18 protein-coding genes are annotated in these 20,191 nt (G+C 38.1%); 3 read left to right on the top strand and 15 right to left on the bottom strand.

All coding sequences use genetic code 11. The features are described 5' to 3' along the window. Positions 1-72: 72 nt before the first annotated feature. Complete coding sequence (sfsA, locus tag IGL42_RS03720; RefSeq protein ID WP_104842573.1) at positions 73-804, bottom strand: DNA/RNA nuclease SfsA; 732 nt, start codon at positions 802-804, stop codon at positions 73-75. A gap of 198 nt (positions 805-1,002) precedes the next feature. On the opposite strand from sfsA, the gene IGL42_RS03715 reads away from it, so the two are divergent. The 3 genes from IGL42_RS03715 to zwf all read left to right on the top strand — a co-directional run bounded on the left by IGL42_RS03715 (position 1,003) and on the right by zwf (position 3,734). Continuing rightward, positions 1,003-1,371: a DUF4828 domain-containing protein gene (locus tag IGL42_RS03715; protein ID WP_002355908.1), complete on the top strand. Its 369-nt coding sequence runs from the start codon at positions 1,003-1,005 to the stop codon at positions 1,369-1,371. Positions 1,372-1,542: 171 nt separating this feature from the next. Beyond that, on the top strand, positions 1,543-2,211 hold the full coding sequence (locus IGL42_RS03710; protein WP_002358896.1) for a metal-dependent transcriptional regulator: 669 nt from the start codon (positions 1,543-1,545) through the stop codon (positions 2,209-2,211). After that, on the top strand, positions 2,211-3,734 hold the full coding sequence (gene zwf, locus IGL42_RS03705; protein WP_104842572.1) for a glucose-6-phosphate dehydrogenase: 1,524 nt from the start codon (positions 2,211-2,213) through the stop codon (positions 3,732-3,734). Before IGL42_RS03710 ends, zwf begins: the two co-directional genes overlap by 1 nt. 49 nt (positions 3,735-3,783) lie before the next feature. On the opposite strand, the gene ileS is transcribed toward zwf, so the two are convergent. The 14 genes from ileS to ftsL form a co-directional block, all read right to left on the bottom strand. Beyond that, entirely contained in the window at positions 3,784-6,564 is a 2,781-nt protein-coding gene (gene ileS, locus IGL42_RS03700) for an isoleucine--tRNA ligase (protein ID WP_002381313.1), read from the bottom strand. A gap of 310 nt (positions 6,565-6,874) precedes the next feature. Then, on the bottom strand, positions 6,875-7,576 hold the full coding sequence (gene divIVA, locus IGL42_RS03695) for a cell division protein DivIVA (RefSeq protein ID WP_002355904.1): 702 nt from the start codon (positions 7,574-7,576) through the stop codon (positions 6,875-6,877). Between the two features lie 151 nt (positions 7,577-7,727). Continuing rightward, on the bottom strand, positions 7,728-8,510 hold the full coding sequence (locus IGL42_RS03690) for an RNA-binding protein (RefSeq protein WP_010710701.1): 783 nt from the start codon (positions 8,508-8,510) through the stop codon (positions 7,728-7,730). A 26-nt stretch (positions 8,511-8,536) separates the two neighbouring features. Continuing rightward, a complete protein-coding gene (locus tag IGL42_RS03685; protein ID WP_002355902.1) occupies positions 8,537-8,794 on the bottom strand; it encodes a YggT family protein in 258 nt (85 codons plus the stop codon). Between the two features lie 28 nt (positions 8,795-8,822). Beyond that, positions 8,823-9,467 carry a cell division protein SepF gene (locus tag IGL42_RS03680; RefSeq protein ID WP_002355901.1) on the bottom strand — a complete coding sequence of 215 codons (645 nt, stop codon included), beginning with the start codon at positions 9,465-9,467 and terminating at the stop codon, positions 8,823-8,825. Positions 9,468-9,480: 13 nt separating this feature from the next. Then, positions 9,481-10,158 (bottom strand): YggS family pyridoxal phosphate-dependent enzyme, encoded by a 678-nt coding sequence (locus IGL42_RS03675; protein ID WP_002358890.1) that lies wholly within the window; start codon positions 10,156-10,158, stop codon positions 9,481-9,483. 16 nt (positions 10,159-10,174) lie between these two features. Further along, on the bottom strand, positions 10,175-11,407 hold the full coding sequence (gene ftsZ / locus IGL42_RS03670) for a cell division protein FtsZ (RefSeq protein WP_002355899.1): 1,233 nt from the start codon (positions 11,405-11,407) through the stop codon (positions 10,175-10,177). 26 nt (positions 11,408-11,433) lie between these two features. Further along, the gene (gene ftsA, locus IGL42_RS03665) at positions 11,434-12,756 is read right to left on the bottom strand and encodes a cell division protein FtsA (protein ID WP_002355898.1); all 1,323 of its coding nucleotides are present in this window, start codon (positions 12,754-12,756) and stop codon (positions 11,434-11,436) included. Between the two features lie 173 nt (positions 12,757-12,929). Next, on the bottom strand, positions 12,930-14,054 hold the full coding sequence (locus IGL42_RS03660; RefSeq protein ID WP_047648882.1) for a cell division protein FtsQ/DivIB: 1,125 nt from the start codon (positions 14,052-14,054) through the stop codon (positions 12,930-12,932). A gap of 8 nt (positions 14,055-14,062) precedes the next feature. Then, on the bottom strand, positions 14,063-15,154 hold the full coding sequence (gene murG / locus IGL42_RS03655) for an undecaprenyldiphospho-muramoylpentapeptide beta-N-acetylglucosaminyltransferase (protein WP_002355896.1): 1,092 nt from the start codon (positions 15,152-15,154) through the stop codon (positions 14,063-14,065). Between the two features lie 4 nt (positions 15,155-15,158). Next, positions 15,159-16,529, bottom strand: a complete 1,371-nt coding sequence (murD, locus tag IGL42_RS03650) for a UDP-N-acetylmuramoyl-L-alanine--D-glutamate ligase (RefSeq protein ID WP_078122656.1) — start codon at positions 16,527-16,529, stop codon at positions 15,159-15,161. Between the two features lie 22 nt (positions 16,530-16,551). Then, positions 16,552-17,517 carry a phospho-N-acetylmuramoyl-pentapeptide-transferase gene (gene mraY, locus IGL42_RS03645; RefSeq protein ID WP_002355894.1) on the bottom strand — a complete coding sequence of 322 codons (966 nt, stop codon included), beginning with the start codon at positions 17,515-17,517 and terminating at the stop codon, positions 16,552-16,554. A 27-nt stretch (positions 17,518-17,544) separates the two neighbouring features. Then, positions 17,545-19,773, bottom strand: coding sequence for a penicillin-binding protein (locus IGL42_RS03640; RefSeq protein ID WP_010710704.1), 2,229 nt, complete (start codon positions 19,771-19,773; stop codon positions 17,545-17,547). Further along, on the bottom strand, positions 19,773-20,180 hold the full coding sequence (gene ftsL, locus IGL42_RS03635) for a cell division protein FtsL (RefSeq protein ID WP_002358883.1): 408 nt from the start codon (positions 20,178-20,180) through the stop codon (positions 19,773-19,775). Before ftsL ends, IGL42_RS03640 begins: the two co-directional genes overlap by 1 nt. Positions 20,181-20,191 lie beyond the last annotated feature (11 nt).

Here is a 20,191-nt window from a genome sequence, read left to right as displayed (position 1 = left end):
TCTTTATAATAGTAATCTCTCGTACAAAAGTCACGTAATTACCCTGCCTTAAAGCGCTAGGAGTTCTTCAAGTTATTTATTAGGATCATCAAATGCCTGTAATAAATCAAAGGTTACCTGTGACTTAAGTTCAATCGTTGCTGGTGTTACGTGGCAATTGTAAGCAAGGACTTGCACACCTTGATCAATTGCAGCACCCACATTTTCAGCAAAGGCAGGTTGCATCTCTTGGTGAATCGTTGCTTGCTTAATTGCTTCAAATTGGACCACAAACAAAATGTAACAGCGGTAACCCGCTTTAGTTGCAGCCATTAGTTCAGTGACATGCTTCAAGCCACGAAGTGTTGGTGCGTCAGGAAAAGCACCGATGCCTTTATTTTCTAAAGTCATGCCTTTCACTTCGACAAAAGCTTGTTCGTCCGCATCCGTTTCCACTAGAAAATCAAATTTTGAATGTGCAAATCGTTGCTCACGTTTAACAGTTTGGATCGTACCAACTAAACCAGGAAGCACAATTTGACCATTTTTTAACGCTTCATTGACTAATGTATTCGGTACTTGGCTATCAATATTAATCCAAATAGAACCTTTTTTTACTGCAATCAAATCGTAATCTGTTTTTCTTTTAGGCGATGGTTGATAACTAAGCGCCACAACAGCACCTGGTAAAAAAACTTCTTTCCCTCTGCCAGTATTTTTGACATGTGTGATTACTTCTTCATTCGTTTCCATTAAACGACAGTGTGCAATAAACCGATTGGGTCGTTCGATAAAATAAGCAAGTTGGACATTCGGGTACTTCATACACAGACTTCCTTTCTTACACACTATACCATAAAAAAACAAGGAAAAGTATAGACCAAAACCAACAATTTTACTATCTTGTGTCAATCATTAAATATTTGTCAATTCTCAGCGATTTAGTCGAATATTTTAGACAAGTTCTATATAATAAAGGTAACGAAGACGAATAAATGAAAATGAAGGTTAGGAGGAATTTCTTTGAAAAAACATTGGACTTTCTTGGTTGGCGCATCTTTACTTACTGGATTAGCAGGCTCTATCCTCTGGAAAAAAAATAAACAGCTCCCTTCCCCACAGGAGCTTCAACACAATTATACTGGGCATTGGTGGTTTGTAGACGTGAAGAAAGCCACGCAACACACCTTAGAAATCACCTCATCTTTCAATGTTTTCATTGATGGCAAACAAACGCATGCCTTGCTTGTTGAATTAACCCCTAAACGCTTAGTTATCTTAGACAAGTTAGGTTACCATTTAATCATTCAATGTGAAAATGGTGTCCCTGCGACGCTTTACGATGAAGCCGACGACGAAACCTACACACTAGAACGGGCTATTTACAATTAATAAATCACCCACGACACATAAAATGAAGTATGTGCGGTGGGTGATTTATTTTTTTACATCCCTTGCAAAAGCATTCAGAAAGTTTTCTTACAACTTGAATATTATTAAATAGTCAAATGCGCCTTTTTCTGATAAACTTAGGATGATGTTTTTTTGAAAGGATGAGCCCCTATGACACCAAATCGCGAAGACTATTTAAAATTAATTTTTGAATTAGGTGGCGACGAAGTTAAAGTGAATAATAAACAAATTGTTTCTGGACTCGATGTTTCGGCAGCTTCGGTTAGTGAGATGATTTCAAAGTTAGTAAAAGAAGATTTGGTTGAGCATTCTCCTTATCAAGGGGTACAATTAACTGAAAAAGGCTTAAAAAAAGCGAGTACGTTAATTCGCAAACACCGAATCTGGGAAGTCTTTTTAGTAGAGCACTTAAATTACACTTGGAATGATGTGCACGAAGAGGCAGAAGTTTTAGAACATGTTACTTCACAGACGCTTGTGAACCGTTTAGCGGATTATTTAAATCATCCAGAATTTTGTCCACACGGTGGTGTTATTCCCGAAGATAATCAACCCATTCATGAGGAGAAACGCCAAACGTTAACAGACTACCCTGTTGGCACAAAAATTCGGATTGCACGTGTCTTAGACGAAAAAGAATTACTGGATTATTTAGTTTCCATTGATTTAAATATTCAAGAAGAATATACGATTAAAGAAATTGCTGCATATGAAGGACCGATCACCATTTATAATGAAAACAAAGAATTATCCGTCAGCTTTAAAGCAGCAAACACAATTTTTGTTGAGCCGTTGATTAGAGAAAGTGAGGAAAACTAATGAATGAAAAAGTAGCATTATTTACTATTTTCGGGGGGACAGGTGATCTTGCCAAACGTAAATTGTATCCTTCCCTGTTCCGCTTATATAAAAAAGGATTATTAGCTGAGCGTTTTGCGGTGATTGGTACCGCACGTCGGGAATGGACAGACAAATACTATCGTGAAATCGTTCGTGAAACCATTCAAGACTTAAATCCCACGGCCGAAGAGGCAACTGAATTTTCTAGTCATTTCTATTACCAATCACATAATGTGAATGATACGGAACATTATAATACCTTAAAAGAATTATCTGATCGCCTAAATGAACAATACCACTTAGAAGGCAATCATGTTTACTATCTAGCTATGGCTCCTCAATTCTTTGGAACCATTGTTAATCACTTGAAATCACAACATATTATTTCGGAAGAAGGCTTTGATCGTCTAATTATCGAAAAGCCATTTGGTTCTGATTATGAATCTGCCTACGAATTAAATGAAGAAATTCGTGCTGCATTTCCTGAACAAGATATTTTCCGAATTGACCATTACTTAGGCAAAGAAATGATCCAAAATATTTCAGCCATTCGTTTTGCCAATAATATTTTTGAATCACAATGGAACAATCGTTACATTGATAATGTCCAAATCACCTTCGCTGAAAGCTTAGGTGTCGAGGATCGTGGCGGCTATTATGACCACAGTGGCGCACTAAAAGATATGGTTCAAAATCATATTTTACAAGTCGTTGCATTGCTTTCTATGGAGCCTCCTGTTGCCTTTTCTGAAAAAGAAATTCGGACTGAAAAAGTAAAAGCTTTACGTGCCATCCGCCTTTATTCTGAAGAAGAAGCCCTTCAAAATTTCGTGCGTGGACAATACGGCGAAGGTCAGCTAGCTGATCAAACATTCGCAGCCTATCGTGATGAACCAAATGTGGCAGAAACTTCATCCACTGAAACTTTTGTTGCTGGTAAATTTTTAATTGATAATTTCCGTTGGTCTGGCGTCCCTTTCTATGTTCGCACAGGTAAACGATTAACTGAAAAAGGCACACGCATTAACATCGTCTTTAAACAAGTACCTATTAATGTCTTCAAAGATGATACGTGTGAAGAATGCGATAAAACCGATTTACCACCGAATGTTTTAACTATCTATATCCAACCAACTGAAGGATTTTCATTAACCTTAAATGGAAAAGAAATCGGTCAAGGGTTCAATACAACTCCAGTGAAACTTGATTTCCGTCAAAGTGCTGAAATGACTGAAAATAGTCCAGAAGCATACGAAAAACTTCTATTAGACTGCCTAAATGGCGATAGTACAAACTTCTCTCATTGGGACGAAGTTGCCCAATCTTGGCGCATTGTTGACATTATTCGACATGCTTGGGATAAAACAGACGTTTCTTTCCCTAATTATGCCGCTGGCACAATGGGCCCGCAAGCTGCCTTCGACTTATTAGAAAAAGATGGCTTTACTTGGGAATGGCAACCAGATAACTGGTACCGTGACCGCGGTCAACTTGATCAATAAACAAGGAAAAAGATCCGCTAGTTAACAACTAGCGGATCTTTTTCCTTGTTTATTCGAATCCTTCAGCAACCGCTTCTGGATAGTTTTCTTCAACAATGTGTGCACAACGGCCACAAAGTGTTGGTAATTTTTCATCTGAGCCGACATCTTGACGAACGGAACGACAACGGTCGCACGTTTCGCCTTCTGCTTTTTCAACTAAAATAGCCATGTCTTCAAATTGAACAGCTTCACTAGGTGCTACTTCTTTTGATACTTCAAAGTCGGAAACAATTAGTAATTGAGCAATATCTGCATCAACAGCTGTCATTAATTGACGAATTTGTTCATTTGGATAAACGGTCACTTTGGCTTCTAACGATTTACCGATTAATTTAGAATGACGAGCTTCTTCCAACGCTTTTAAGACATTGTCACGGAAATCCATAAAGGCTGCCCATGTATCCATCAATTCTTCTTCATTAGTAAACGTTTCGTAACCTGGGAATTCAGCTAATTGCACATACTCTTCTTCTTCTTGTAAGAAACTCCAAATTTCTTCCGCTGTATGTGGAATAATTGGTGTCAATAATTTTGTTAATGAAACCAATGTTTGATAGAAAACAGTCTGCATACAACGACGTTGATAATCATTTTCTGCTTCAATATAAACGACATCTTTCGCAAAGTCTAAATAGAAAGAAGATAGATCCACAGTTAAGAAGTTCATAACTGTCCGATAAATATGCATGAAATTATATTTTTCATAACCATTTTCACGGATTTCTTGAATGACTTGATTTAAACGAACCGTCATGTATTTATCTACAGAACGTAAATCAGCATAAGCTACAGTATGCTCAGCTGGATTAAAATCACTCGTATTCGCTAACAAGAAACGCATAGTATTACGGATTTTCCGGTACACTTCAGATACTTGGTTTAAGATATCCATTGAGACACGCACATCGGCTTCCGCGTCAACACTACTTACCCACAAGCGTAAGATATCTGCACCCATTTGATTGATAACTTTTTCAGGTAAGATAGTATTGCCTAACGATTTACTCATCTTACGGCCTTCGCCATCGAGAACCATCCCTTGAGAAATAATTGATTTATAAGGCGCTACTCCATTGATAGCGACACTTGTTGTAATACTTGAGTTAAACCAACCACGATATTGGTCAGAACCTTCTAAATACATATCTGCTGGGAAAGTTAACTCTTCTCTTTCTCGTAAAACTCCTTCATGTGAAGAACCTGAGTCAAACCAAACGTCCATGATATCTGTTTCTTTGGTAAACTCGCCATTTGGTGAACCTGGATGTGTAAAGCCTGCTGGTAGTAACTCTTTTGCTTCACGCATAAACCAGATATTTGATCCATGTTCTGCAAATAAATTCGCTACATGTTCAATTGTTTCTGGCGTAATGATGGCTTCCCCGTTTTCAGCATAGAAGATCGGTAATGGTACACCCCACGCTCTTTGGCGAGAGATTACCCAATCACCACGGTCACGAATCATATTATATAAACGTGTTTTTCCCCAAGGAATTAGCCAGTCAACTTTCTCAACTTCATCTAAAATATCTTGACGGAATTTAGAGATTGAAGCAAACCATTGTGGCGTTGCACGGTAGATAACTGGTTTTTTGGTACGCCAATCATGTGGATAACTATGCGTAAAGAAATCTAATTTTAATAACGCGCCTTTTTCTTCTAATAACTCAGTAATCATTGGATTCGCTTTGTCATAGAAAATTCCTTCAAAACCAGGTGCTTCATCTGTAAAGACCCCACGGCTGTCAACAGGAGAAATAACAGGTAAATCATATTTACGGCTAACGATATAGTCATCTTCACCATGTCCTGGTGCGGTATGAACTAAGCCAGTCCCGGCATCTAGCGTCACGTGGTCGCCTAGCATAACAAGTGATGTTCGATCATAGAATGGATGTTGAGCTGTCATACGATCTAATTTTTCACCAGAAAATTCTCGCAAGACTTCTACTTCTTCCCAACCAATCGCTTCTTTAACTGTTGTTAATAAATCTTTAGCAATTACAAATTTACGACCGTCTGCCTTCACTTCAACATACGTAAAATCAGGATTAACTGAAATACCTAAGTTGGCTGGTAATGTCCAAGGGGTTGTCGTCCAGATGACGAAGGCTGTCTCGTTATCTAAAAGACCTTTACCATCGGCCACATTAAAAGCTACGTAAATAGAAGGTGATTTTACATCTTTGTATTCAATTTCTGCTTCTGCTAAAGAAGATTCACTTGAAGGAGACCAATAAATTGGTTTTAAACCTTTATAAATATAGCCTTTTTCTGCCATCTTACCAAAAACACGAATTTCTGCTGCTTCATACTCTGGATCTAACGTAATATATGGATGTTCCCAATCGCCTGACACACCTAAACGTTTAAAATCGTTACGTTGTTTATCGACTTGTGATAAGGCATACTCTTTACATTTTTCGCGATACTCAGCGACAGTCATTTCTTTACGTTTAACCCCTTTATTGGTTAACACTTGCTCAATTGGTAAACCATGAGTATCCCAACCAGGCACATAAGGAGAACGGAAACCAGACATTGATTTTGAACGAATAATAATATCTTTACTGATTTTATTCAAAGAATGTCCTAAATGAATATTTCCGTTTGCATACGGAGGGCCATCATGTAAAACAAAGGTTGGTTTTCCTTCGTTTAATTTTTGACGTTGTTCATATAAGCCTTTTTCTTCCCAGTCTTTTTGCCATTCTGCTTCACGGTTTGGCAAGTTCCCACGCATTGGAAAAGCTGTTTTTCCTAATTGCAATGTTTCTTTCATTTTCATATGCATTTGCCTCGCTTTCATTTTATCGATTTAATTGTGTTAGTTCATACTAAAGATGAACGATAGCTGATAAAAGTAGATAAAAAAAGAGTACTCCATCCCAAGGGACGAAGTACTCGTGTTACCACCCAAATTCAAAGTAGAGTTGCCCCTACTTTCTCTGAAATTGATAACGGTAATTATCCGGCAATTCCTACTCAAGTGTTCAGAACTGCATCTAGGATAGAGGATCTGTTTAATGCCAGTGTCTGTCAAACTTTCACTATCATTGACTCGCTGCTAAGAATAAACATTAAACGTTCTGTTCTATCTATTTTGATTCTTCTTCAATTGTTTCTTCAGTGACTTCAATTACAGGCTTTTTTTCTACTACAGCATCTGTGTTCTCTTCAGAGTTTACAACAGTTTCATTTTCGTTGTCAAGGTCTTGTTCATCAAGAATTTCCTTAACTGCTGTATGTTTGTCTCCGACATAACTAGAAAAAGGCTTTAAAATCTCTTCCCACTCTTCACTCTTCACTTGCTCTAATTGAGTTTCAAGCATTAAGCTTAAGCGTTGATGGAAGACACGTGTTTTCTTCTTCAAGTCTTCTGTTTCCCCAGCTAATTGGCGAGCACGTTCAATTGCTTCTGCTAAGATTTGTGTTGATTTCGCTTCAGCATCTGCAATCATTGCATTTGATTTACGTTCAGCTTCTACCAAGGTTTCTTTGGCTTGGTTATCTGCCGAAGTGATAATCATTTCTGATTCTTTGTTGGCACTTGATTTCACTTTATCAGCGGTATCTTGTGCAACAATAATTGATTGGTTCAATGCATCTTTCAATTCATTGAAGTATTGTAATTTTTCTTCTGCGTGTTTTAATGATTTCTCAAGTTCACGATTTTTTTGTAATGCATCTTCATAATCACGTGTGACTTGATCTAAAAAGTCATCTACATCGTCTTGGTTATAGCCTCTCATTTTTGTTGAGAAGTCTTTGTTTTGAATATCTAATGGAGTTAATGCCATATTCCTTCACCTCTTTGGATTATTTTTGTAAAACCCCTTATGAACACATTCTCATACTAATCCTGAAATAGCAAATATCTTACTTTTTTTATTATACACAACTTCGTCTGAATGAACAGCCAAAATGGTTTTCTTAAACAAAAGTTCGAGATTATTTTCTCAATACCCCTAAGAGGACACGAAATTTTTCTTTCTTTGTTTTTCCTTCTAATTCTTGAATCTGAAGGCGCCCAAATCCCCGTATCGAAACAATATCTAATAAGCCTAAAGCAAAATCTGGTCGTGTCGTTTCTGTCCAATTGACTTTTACTTTACCAGATTCGATCAATTGTTTTGATCGCTGCCTTGAAATATTAAATACGGCGGAAATCACACTATCCAGCCGCAAAGAGCTCATAGTCGTTCGCTCTTCTTGCCAACCATCCTTCGGTATCAAAATTTGTGTATAATCCCGTTCTTCTAAGCGAACAGTAATTTTACCAATTTTGTCGACTTGGTTAACAACGAAGCCAGCTACTTCTTGTGCTATAAAAACCTGCCACTTATCACCATCGGAAATAATATCTCCAAAGGCTTCCCTACGAACCCCAACATTCATCAAGGTGCCTAAAATTTTCCCATGAGATAATGTCGCAAATTTAGATGGATAAATAATTTCAAATAATACAACACCAAAATCTGTCTCTTCTGGTATGTAATACGCTGGATAAATCAAGCAGCGTTTTCGTTCTGCTTGCTCATAACCACCATAAAAAGTAAACGATAAATCACTGTTTTGTCGAATCAACGTTTCCAAAATATACGCCTGTCTAGGATCAAGAAAGTCTGTCAAATAAGGCGCGTATTGCATCTCCACTTGCTCTAGCCAATCCCCGACAGTGTCAATAAAAGGATGTTCATCTTTGCGGAAATGTTGATACACATTTGCGTTCATAGATAAATCATCCTTTCTAAAAGTTATTAATAAACAATAGCTCGTAAAATGACTGCTAAGCCACCCGCTGCTAGGTTAAGGACAATAATCCCTACCATTACGTTAAATCCAACCATTCCAATCCTTAAATTCAAACGGTCAAACAAACTTAAGTATGGTTCACAAATTCTAGAGAGCAAACGCCCGAAAGCAGAATCATATGCTCCTGGAAACCATGAAAGTAGCGCGTAAATCACTAGTAATCCTGAATAGATTTGAACGCCTTTGTATAATAGAGTAATCAGTGTTGCGATAATAACACCTCCCTAAGGCTTAGAAATCAAAGAATTGTTTGTTGGCTAAAGATTGTGCTGTCGCACTATCAATTTCCATATTCGCTGGTGTGCATAAGAAGATTTCATTGCCAACGCGCTGAATATCTCCGTCTAAAGCATACACAGTACCAGTTAAGAAATCAACGATGCGTCGTGCTTGGTCTTCTTCTACTAATGTAAAATTAACTAGCACAGCTTCTTCAGCAAATAAATGTTTCGCAATGCTCATTGCTTCTGAATACACACGTGGTTCAATAATAGTAATTTTATGTGTTTTTGCATTGGCGGTGCTTTCTTGTGCTCGTCTTGTATTCGTAGTCGCTGATTGATTAGAACTACGCATAGAAACCACTTTTTTCTCTGTGTAAGCAGCTTGTTGTGTGTCTCTTTCTTGATGCGCTTCAGCAGAACGATAGCGTGCAGAAGGCTTTTCAACTACAGGCTCACTTTGTTGTGTATAAGCTGGCTGACTGTAACTTTCCTGTTGTTGAACAGGGCGTTGTGGTTTAGGCCGAGCTGCACGACGCGGTGGTTCATTAACTGCTTTGCGCTCTTCATATTCTTCGTAGTTATCATAATAATCATCTTCTTCGCCAGATAAGCCAAAAAAGCTCGATAACGCATCCTTGTTAAAAATTGACATAAATTCCTCTCCTTTACGCATCTCTGAATAACGCTGTTCCGATTCGTATAAAAGTTGCACCTTCTTCAACTGCGATTGGGAAATCGTTACTCATTCCCATGCTAAGTTCTGTACAAGGAGCAAAAGATAAATGTTTCTCATTTACGGTCATTTGCAGCTCTTTTAATTCTCTAAATGTTGCATGTAATACTTCTTCACTTGCCCCAAAAGGTGCCATAGTCATTAGACCGACGATTTGAATTTTGTCCAAATCAGCAAGTTCTTGAATGAAAGGTAAGACGTCTTCTTTACGAAAGCCGTGCTTGCTTTCTTCCCCAGTTATATTCACTTCAACAAAACAACGAATAACTTTCGTTGCTCTTTTTTGAATTTCTTTGGCTAGACTCAGACTATCTAATGCATGAAAATAATCTATCTCATTAATAATTAATTTTACCTTCCTACGTTGTAAATTACCAATTAAATGCCACTGAATATCATTAAATTTTTCCAATCCAGCTTTCTTTTCTAGTAACTTATCTACTCGGTTTTCAGCTAAATTCTGGACACCAAGCTGAACAAGCTCTGCTGCTTCCTCAATTCCTACTGATTTAGTGACGCCAATCATTGTCACATCAGCAACAGAGCGCTGTGAGCTTTTGCATGCTAGCTGAAGTTGATTATTAATATTTGTTAAGTTTTCAGCTATCATTTCTAATCGATGCTCCTTATCGTTTTCTGCGGAAAAATGGTGGCGTACTTAATTCGTCATCATTGTGATTTGGTTCTTCACGGTGGAATGTGTCAAATTCTTTTTTGTCTACTTGTTCTAATGAAGATTCATCAACTTTTGGACGTGTATTTTGTTCTCTGCGAATATCCCAATCGCCAAAAGCACTTGCTTCTTCTTGTGATTTTGGTTGATCCATTTCCACAGATTGAGTTGTTTGTTGCATTGGTTGAACCGCTTGTCTTGTTTGACGGTGCGGTTTTCTATCCTTTTTTGATTCATCAATACCTGTAGCGATTACTGTTACACGAATTTCGTCGCCTAAATCTTCATTGATTGATGTACCTAGGATGATGTTCACATCACCTGAAGCAGCATTTGTAACGATATCTGAAGCATCTTGTGCTTCAAACAAGGTCATGTCTAAGCCACCAGTAATGTTTAATAAGACTTGTTCCGCACCATCGATTGATGTTTCTAACAATGGTGAAGAAATAGCTTTTTTCGTTGCTTCAATTACGCGTTCTTCGCCGCTCGCTACACCAATTCCCATTAAAGCTGTTCCTTGGTTTTCCATCACTGTTTTCACGTCAGCAAAGTCCAAGTTTACGTAACCTGGTGCAGTGATTAAATCTGAAATCCCTTGAACACCTTGACGTAATACATTATCAGCTTCTCTAAATGCTTCAAGCATTGGCGTTTTCTTGTCAACGACTTCTAATAAGCGGTTGTTTGAGATAATTAATAGTGTATCAACGTTTTCTTTTAATAAGGCAATTCCTTCAGCGGCAAAACGACCACGTTTTGGACCTTCAAAACTAAATGGACGAGTTACTACACCAACTGTTAAAGCGCCTAATTCTTTAGCGATTTTTGCAACTACTGGCGCAGCACCTGTACCAGTTCCGCCACCCATACCAGCAGTAATGAAAATCATATCCGCGCCTTGTAATGATTCTGAAATCACTTGTTCACTTTCTTCTGCAGCTTTTTGGCCAACTTCAGGTTGTGAACCGGCACCTAAACCACGAGTGTATTTAGGGCCTAATTGAATCACTGTTTCTGCTTTTGAATGTTTTAATGCTTGAACGTCTGTATTGGCTGTGATAAATTCCACGCCTTTAACGTTTTCTTCGATCATACGGTTTACAGCGTTTCCGCCGCCGCCACCTACACCGATAACTTTAATGACTGCACCGTTGTTAATGTTATTGTCTAATGAAAATTCCATGATATCGTATCCTCCTGTTTGTGTGATTAGTCGAAAATGTTCGAGAAGAAGTCTTTGATTTTGCCTGTCACTTTTTCACCAGACTCACGTTCGTTGAATTCTTCATATTCTTCTTGAGGCTGTTCAGCATATGTGTCATAGCGAACTTCTTGTTGGACAGCGACTGATTGTGCTGGTTTCGATTTTTCACCAGGGATTGCATATTTGGCAATGTGATAAATATCGTTTAGTTGCGCTGAATATTCCACAATGCTAATGACATTAGCAAAGACTGGGTTACGTAAGCCCATGTGATTTGGTACGTATAGTTTTACGTTGGCTTCAAAAATCTCTTGCGCCAAATCGACAATACCTGGCATACTAGCGGCGCCACCAGTTAATACAACGCCTCCAGGTAATTCAAACGCATCAATTTCATCCAGAACTTCTTTTGATTTTCTCAAAATTTGTTCCACACGCGCTTCAATAATTTCTGAAAGGTAACGTTCGTCCACTCTTACAGGCTCTGACTTACCGATAACATCAACAGGAAACTCTTCGTTTGCTGAAGTTCTTTCTGGATAAGCATCCCCATAATTAATTTTTAAGGCTTCGGCGTTGTTAAAAGAAGTATTCAATACGATTGAGATATCTTTCGTGATGAACTCGCCGCCTTCTTGGTTAACATGAGTAAATTTCAATTGTTTGTCGTGGATAACAGATGTCGTTGTTTGACCGCCACCCATATCAATGACAATTGTTCCAAAGTCTTTTTCGCCATCTGTTAAAATTGTTTCTGTTAAAGCAAGCGGTGTAATCACTAATTCGTTAATTCCTAAGCCAGCTTTTTCAACACATTTACGGATGTTATGGATGATTGTTTTTGGTCCAGTATAGACAACGCCAAACATCTCCATGCGAACGCCAAGCATTCCACGTGGGTCTTTGATGCCTTCAAAGCCGTCGACGGTAAAGTCTTGCGGTAAGATTGCAACAATTTGACGTTCAGGAGGAGTTGAACGAACCAAAGCTGCAGATGCGACGTTGCGCACATCCTCATCTGTAATTTCTTTTGATTCACTGCTAACAGCTATCATTCCTTGACAGCTTTCTACTTCTAATAAATTCGCTGGTAATCCAACATTTACGCTTTTAATTTGAATGCCGGCTTTTTCTTCGGCTTGTCGAACGGCCCGTTGGATTGCTTGAACTGTTTGATCAATATCGACGACAATCCCTCGATTCAAACCGTCTGATTTTGCATTTCCAACGCCGATGATGTTCATTTGACCTTCAATATATTCAGCGACAACTACTTTGACAGAAGTTGTACCAATATCGAGGCCTACATACATTCCTGTTTTTGCCATGAACGGAATTCCTCCTCCTATTAATTCCAATATCTAAGCGGACAAAGGCGTCCGTTTAACTATCTCTTTTTTAGTATTATTCACTTCTTCCAATTTTACCATAAAAATGGGGGTTTTAGAAAGCAGATTATACGAATTTGTTCGTTAATTTTTGAAACATTTTTGTAAAAAACTTATTCTGCTTGTTGCACTTCTTGATTTTCTCCATTTGTCGGCGTACCATTATTCGCTTCATCCGTTGCTACGCCTGCATTTGGGTCCACAACTTCTTGATTTTCAACCGCTGAATCTTCGGAAACTTCACTGCCCGTTTCTTCACTTTCTTTTTCATACGGATAAGAAAAAATGCCGACTTCCATATCAACGATTCCAGGTTTGTCCATTTGCTCGGCTACTTGTGAATAATAAGCCATTTTTTCACTTAAATCAGAAATATTAACAATCACTCGATTTCCATCATTCATATAGACATTAATCAAGTCTTTATTGGTTTTTGATGGTGCATATTTAATTTCTGAAATTCCTTGTTTAATTTCTTGAGGTAATTTGTTGTAAGAGGCCATTAATTCAGGGATTAATTTATCCTCTTTGAAATTCTCAAAAATTGGTTTGCCACTTTCAGCAGCTTTGGTGGTTTCCGCCAAAGTTTTACCATTCTCTAAAATCGGATGATAGCCGCCTTTAGTCGCAGCAAGAGCGACAATTTGATACTCTTGAATATCAATTTTAAATGAATTAATACCATTTAACTTAATGTTCGCCTTTTTTATAATTGGAAACTTTTTCTGAATATTTGCAGAAAAATAATTTCTATTTGAATACTGCTCCCATAAGCCACTGCCCGTTTCAAGTTTTGACTGCTGAATAATCGCTTGACTCTCCACACTTTTGTTACCTGAAACTGTTACTTCACTCAATCGACTAAGAGGCGAAACAAAATACAATGCCACTAAAATGGCTGTCCCTAAACAAGTTAAAATAAAGGCTAAACGCCTATATAAGCGCTTGTTCCGTGTTTTCTTAACGTTCGGTAAACGATCTGCAAAATGCTCCTCTTCTTCCACTGTTTCTTGTGGAAGATGTTGTTGAGGCTCTTCTTGACTTTGTTCTTGTAAAGTGATGGTGACTTCTGCTTGTTCGTTTTCACCTTTTAAAGCAGCTTCTTCCGCTTGCTTCTTCAAATATTCTTGGTTTTGTTTTTGCCAAGGTGTCAGTTCAGGTTGAGACTCTTCCGATTTTTTTGGAGGTAATGGTTTTCTTTTTTTGAATATATCGTTCTCGTTACTAATCTTCCACACCTCCTATCTCAGACTAACGTTTTCACAACTTGATACAAACGATCACTTGCATCTGGGATGCCTTCCCCTTTGGACGCCGTTGCCATCTGTTGTCTTTTTTCATTGTTTAATAAAATATCATCTATTGCCGCAACTAAACGAGCGCCGGTCAATTCTGCATCTGGAATCATTTCAACAGCACCAACTTTTACTAAGCTTTGCGCGTTTTTCGTTTGATGATCATTCGTGACGTAAGGACTCGGAATTAAAATTGCTGGTAATCCTAATGCGGTGAACTCCGCAATTGAGGTTGCTCCTGCACGTCCCACCATTAAATCGGTATTAGCCATCACTTCAACCATTTTATCAATATACGGTTGCACACTTATGTTTGTCAATTTCTTTTCAGAAAGCTTTAGACTTTCTTGAAGTTCCTGATAATATCTTTCTCCTGAAGCGTATAAAACTTGATACTCTCTCTCTTCAAACAAAGGAAAGGCCTGTTCAAACGCTTGATTGATTTTCAAGGCGCCACGACTTCCGCCAAATAAAACCACCGTTTTCTTTGCTGGATCCAAGCCAAACTCTGATAAAATAGCTGACTTTTCCACCGTTACGACTTCTTGTCCCCGCGGGTTCCCTGTTAAAATTGTTTTTTCTTTCGGGAAAAAACTAGCGACATCTGGAAAACAAATCGCAATTTTATCCACATAACGACTTAAAAATTTATTTGTCATTCCGGGGATACTATTTTGTTCATGAATAATTGTCGGTATTTTCAATTGGTGGGCCGCATAAACTACTGCACCAGAAACATAACCGCCTGTACCAATGACCACATCTGGTTGAAATTCACGAATAATTTTTTTTGCTTTATTAATGCTTGTTAAAAATAAATAAATTGTTTTAAAATTTTGAGGACTTAGCGAACGCTTGAATCCTTGAATTTTAATCGTTTTAAATGGAATTTTCGCCTTTGGCACAATTTGACTTTCTAGACCATTTTCTGTTCCCACATACAAGAATTCTGTTGCAGGTGCTTCTTTTTTGACGTGTTCGACGAAGGATAACGCAGGATAGATATGCCCACCTGTGCCACCACCAGTTACTAGTATCTTCATTTTCTCACATTTCACTTTCTTTTAATTGTTGAACAGCTTGCATAAAGGCTTCCCCGCGTACTTCAAAATTCGGGTATTGATCCCAACTTGCGCAAGCAGGTGATAGTAAAATAGTATCATCTTTTTCCGAATAATCAAAGGCAATGGTAACCGCCGTTTGAACATTTTCAGCAAATAAAATTGTTTCAATGTTCGCTTTTTTAGCAGCTTCCGCCAATTTTTCTTTGGTTTCTCCAAACAAAACAATTGCTTTGAGTCCCAACAGGGCAGGAACCAATTCATCAAATGAGTTACCGCGATCCAAGCCACCCGCAAGTAAAAGTAGCTTTTGGTTGTCAAACCCACTTAACGCCATCTCTGTAGCTAAAATATTGGTTGCTTTTGAATCGTTATAAAAACGTCTTTGCCGAACTTCGCCAACAAATTGCGTTCGATGGGGAACGCCTGAAAAGTTTGTCAAAGTTTGTCTAATCTGAGCATTCGATACATTTTTTAATTTAGCTACACAAATCGCTGCGAGTGCATTTTCAATATTGTGACTGCCAGGAATCCCTAGCTCATCGGCGGGCATAATATATTCTTCATTGAAATATAATTTCCCATCTAAAAGATAAGCCCCTTCTACTGCTTCTTTCGTTGAAAAAGGCAATACGTTGGCTGCTGTGGTTTTAGCTAACGTTTGAAGCTCTACTTGATTCCAATTTAAAATCAAGGTGTCATCTGCGGTCATGTTTTTTTGAATGGCCCATTTTGCAGCAACATATTCTTTCCGCGAACCATGATAATCCAAGTGTGCTTCAAAAATATTTGTAATTACTGCAATTTGTGGGTGAAACGTCTCAATTCCCATTAACTGAAAACTAGAAAGTTCCATCACAAGATCATCCTTGGCTGTTGCTTCTTGAGCCACCGTACTCGCTGGAAAACCAATATTTCCCGCCAAACGTGCCTCACCAGCCGTTCTGTCAGCATTTAGCAGTAAACCAATCATCGTGGTCGTGGTTGTTTTACCATTGGTGCCCGTAATACCGACAATTGGACATTCGGCAATTTGACCTGCTAATTCCACCTCAGTTATGATAGGAATTTTCCGAGTTAGTGCTTCTGCCACAAGTGGATTTGTATAAGGAATACCAGGATTTTTAACGATTAGTTCAAATTCTTCATCCAACAATTCAATTGGATGTCCCCCTGTAACAACACGAATACCCAAGGTTAATAAATCTTGGGCGTCAGGGTTTTGATCAAATTGTTTTGCGTCATTAACGGTAACGAGCGCACCTAACTCATGTAAGAGTTTCGCTGCGCTGACACCACTTTTAGCTAGTCCTAAAACCAACACTTTTTTGTTTTGATAGGTTGTTATTTTTTTCATTGTCAATTTCCCCTTTGATAGATTAGAAAAGAATCCATAATGTGATTCCTGAACAGATTAAACCGACAGACCAAAAGACAAAATCAATTTTCCATTCAGACCAACCACACATTTCAAAATGGTGATGAATTGGTGACATTTTAAAAATCCGTCGACCAAATAATTTAAATGAAGCAACTTGTAAAATAACACTTGCTGTTTCACAAACGTAGACAAGTCCAATTAAAAGTAGCGTCCATTCTTGATGCAAAATAATTGAAATTGCTGCTAACAATCCACCTAATGCTAATGAACCAACATCACCCATGAAGATTTTTGCTGGTTTTCTATTATAAGGGAAAAAGCCAATCAGCCCACCAATCACACTTAGGCAGATAATCACAACATCAAATTGTTGTTGTTTCCAGGCAATAATTGCATAAGTACCAAATGAAATTGTTCCTAAACCAGCAACTAAGCCATCAATCCCATCTGTCAAATTCACGGCATTAGAAAAACCGACTAACCAAAAAATAATAAACACACCATAAAAAATACCTAACGGAACTTCTGCTACTCCAAACAAATCTAAGGTGTCTGAAAAGCCTTCACTTCGATAAACAAAGTAGAAAACCAACCCACCAAAAATTTGACCAATTAATTTTTGACGAGAATTCAAGCCCATGTTCCGTTTTTTAAAGACTTTAATGAAATCATCTAAATAACCTAACAAACCGTATAATACTAAAATAAATAGAATAATTAGTAGAGACGGCGTAAATTGGTGGAAGAACAACCCCATTGCTAATGAAGTAATCAAGCTGGCTACAAGGAAAACGACTCCCCCCATTGTAGGGGTACCTGTTTTCACGCTATGCCAAGTTGGGCCATCTTCACGAGTAACCTGCCCTTGTTTTTTCATTTGAAAATAGCCAATGAATAGTGGCATTACGCTCACTGTAATGGCAAAACTCACCACTATGGGAATAAAAATCTGTGTCCACTCCATGTTATCTCTCCTAATTATTCTACGTTATTATTCTGTGCCTTCTAAAGTCACGGTTAATTTTTTCTCCGTAATTTCAGTTTCAGCAGCGATACTTTGTTTCGTCACATAGCCTTCACCTTTAAACTCGACAGTCAAACCTAATAAATCACCAAACTTGGTAACATCGCTCTTCGACCAGCCGGTTAAATCAGGCATATAGTTCGTTCCATTTGTGATCAAAATCAATTTCTGATTAGGCATTAATGTTTGACCAGACGGCGTTGATTGTTTCTTGATTTTTTCACCATCACCGATAATCACAGGATCCACCCCGTTCACTTTGGCATTGGCCAACGCTTCCGCTGGCGTCATGTTTTTATAATCAGCAACTGTGACTTTATCAGAAGCTACTTTCGTTGTTTCCGGATCTGTCTCTTTAATGTCTAACGCTAATTTCATTAATGGATTTGCAATTGCCGCCATTGCTTCTGAAGGCGAACCTGATTTTGCTTGTCTAAGTGTAATATACAAAACATATTCAGGATTATCCGCTGGGACCATTTCCACTACAGAAGACAAGACTTGACTTGCTCCATCAACGTACCCTTTACCATCTGAAATCTGGGCAGTTCCTGTTTTGGCAGCAACATGATAGCCTGGTACTTTATAAATATCATACGCAATCCCATAAGTTGGGTCTTCAACGGTATCAATCATGTACGTACGAATCTGTTGAGCTGTTTGCGCTTTGATTGGGGTTCCTACGATTTGTGGTTCCGTAATCGTTTCTTTTCCTGTATTTTTGTCAACAATTTTGCTGATGTAATGAGGTTGCAACATTGAACCGTCATTTGCAATAGCTGAGAAACCTTTCATCATTTGGAAATTAGTAACCGTAATCCCTTGACCAAAAGCTGAATTGGCCCGATCAACAATATTATTATCTGGAAGTTTCCCAGTGTGTTCTGAAGTTAAACCTGAATGTGTGCTTGAACCAAACCCAAATTTTTTCAAATATTCGACCCACTTGTCGCCACCCATTCGTTGTTCCAAGTTCACCATTCCGATATTACTAGACCAAGAAATAGCTTGACGATAAGTTAAAGACGTTTTGTCTTTTAAATTGCCGACATCATGGTCGTTAATCGTGGTGTCACCAACAGTGATACCACCTATACGGTTAAATGATTCATTTGGATTAAACAATCCTTGCTCAATAGCAGCCGCCGACGTAAATAATTTAAGCGTTGAGCCAGGTTCATACGGACTTTCAACCAATAGGTTCTGCCACGTGCCATTATTGTCTAATCCTTGTTTCGTTTCAGGATTAAATGTTGGCCGTTGAGACATGGCAACAATTTCGCCTGTTTTTGCTTCCATTAACATGGCAGTCATGGAAACTGGTTCATATTTTTCATTAACTTGCGTCATTAAATCTTCTAAGGTATTTTGCAAGCGACTATCTAGCGTCGTGTAAATATCTTGACCATCCACTGCTTTTTTCTCTTCCGCCACAGTTCCTGGTAAGGCATTACCGTAAATATCTTTTTCAAAATACACACGGCCATCGGTTCCGCTTAAAATATCATTATAGGCCTGTTCTAGTCCCATCGCGCCTACTAAGCCTTCTTTATCATCATCTGGATTGGCTGCTTTTGTATAGCCAATAAAGTGAGAAGCAAACTGACCATTGGGATATAATCTGGCTGGATGTTCATTGAAATAAACACCTGAAATTTTTTTCTTTTTCAAATCTGCTTCAATTTTTTGCCGTGTTTCCAAGGTGATGTTTTGACCACCTGCACCAAACTCCACTTGATATTGTGTTGACCCATCTTCATGGATCCCATTATTCAAGTATTTCAATGCTGTTTTTTTGTCTAGTTTGGTATATTTCGCTAAAATTTCAGCAATATCATCAAAGTCTTTTTTCTCCGCATATAGCTTTTCATTATTTTGTCCCGTATATTTTTTTGATAATACGACATATAACGAATAGGAAGTAGCATCTTCTGCGATTGGATTACCATATCGATCTAAAATTGATCCTCGCTTAGCTTTTACCACTTGGCTTCCTTCATATAAAGAAGCTGTTTTTTCCTTTAGTGATACACCGGCTACTTTGCCTGTTGCCACAATGTATGTCGTTCTAAAGGCAAATAAAAAGAACAATCCAATACTCGTAGCGAATAAAATGATGCCTACTTTTTTACGATTGTTCATCGGATTTAAGTTTTTCTTTTTCATGAATTGTTTAAATTTATGTCTTTTACTCATTATTTAACAGTCCTAACATTGTCGCCGTTATTTTCTAGTCCTTGTTTTTTAGCGACATCTTTGATTCGATCTGATTTAGAAAGTTCGCTTCTTTCTTGTTCCAATTTCAAAGCGTTATCTTCCTTTTCTTTAATGACTGCTTGTGTTTCTGTAATATCATTCATGGTTTGGACAATTGTCGTTCTTACTTGAATTGTCGCAATTGCAATACCAATCGTTGCACAAACTAATACAACACCGATTAATTTTTCTAGTAAAGAGACATTTTTTAGTTTCTTTTTGGGTAATAGAGTGGGGACAGGTAGTGTTTCCTCTTGCATTTTTCTGTCTTGCTCTGTTGCCACAGTTGGCTGATCCATTTCTGGTGCTTCATAATGGAAATCATTTACTTTCTTCAATTCAGCCATGTGTCTACCCC

The sequence above is a fragment of the Enterococcus sp. DIV0712 genome, assembly GCF_050554855.1.
Lineage (GTDB): Bacteria > Bacillota > Bacilli > Lactobacillales > Enterococcaceae > Enterococcus > Enterococcus faecalis.
The sequence above is the reverse complement of the archived record's forward strand: the minus strand, read 5'-3'. Positions and strand labels throughout refer to the sequence as shown.